This is a genomic window from Kitasatospora nipponensis (genome assembly GCF_039528135.1).
In the GTDB taxonomy this organism is placed as follows: Bacteria; Actinomycetota; Actinomycetes; order Streptomycetales; family Streptomycetaceae; genus Kitasatospora; species Kitasatospora nipponensis.
Map to the genome: position 1 here is coordinate 1 of NZ_BAAALF010000707.1, position 714 is coordinate 714.

Below are 714 nucleotides of genomic sequence, written 5' to 3' on the forward strand. Positions count from 1 at the left end.
AGCCCTGGTGCTTCCTCGGCGAGTTCACGACGCAGCGTCGCCTCCAGGCTGCCGTCCCCGGGTTCCGCGCCGCCGCCGAGCAGGCTGAACTCGCCCGGGGTCCAGATGTGGTCGAAGTTGTCGCGCAGGTGCAGGAGGTAGCGGCCGGTGCCGTCGTGGATCAGGGCGCTGGCGTTCACCGGCTCCGGGCTTCCGTCCAGGCCAGCGGCGTGCAGCTTTGCGCGCAGTGACGGCGAGGCGACCTGGTCGAAGGGTCGCCACTCGCAGCCGGTGACCTCCTGCTCCTGGAGCGCGGTCTCGGGCGTCGCGGGGTCGGCGAGGTAGAAGGCGAACCGGAAGTCGTAGTGCTGGTGGGCGCCTTCGCCCTTGCCGGGGTTGGGGTCGATGTCGTTCGCGTCGATGTCGACGGGCCGGTCGAGCAGCTGCGGGGGCAGGCACAGCGCGCCGGGCGGGATGCCGTCGTCCACGGTGACCTCGCGCAGCGGGGTGCCCGCCTCAGCCCGGTGGCCTTGTGGTGGATGTGCAGGACCTCCCGGTCGTGGTTGATGACGACGGCGCTGCACGTGACGTGCGCGGGCAGGGTCTTGCGGCTGGCCGGCTCCGCCGTGGTGGCCAGCATGGCGAGCAGCGGTGCGAGCTTGGCGTGCTCGGCGGGATGGCGGTCCAGGTAGGCGCGGGTGACGGCGGCAATGAAGTCGGAGGACGGCGGCAAGC

Annotated in this window: 1 protein-coding gene; it reads right to left on the reverse strand. The window is 72.1% G+C overall.

Annotated elements, in window-relative coordinates:
- A partial coding sequence (locus ABD323_RS42845) for an NUDIX domain-containing protein (RefSeq protein WP_344447453.1) occupies window positions 1-467 on the reverse strand: 467 nt, incomplete at its 3' end.
- Window positions 468-714: the final 247 nt, after the last annotated feature.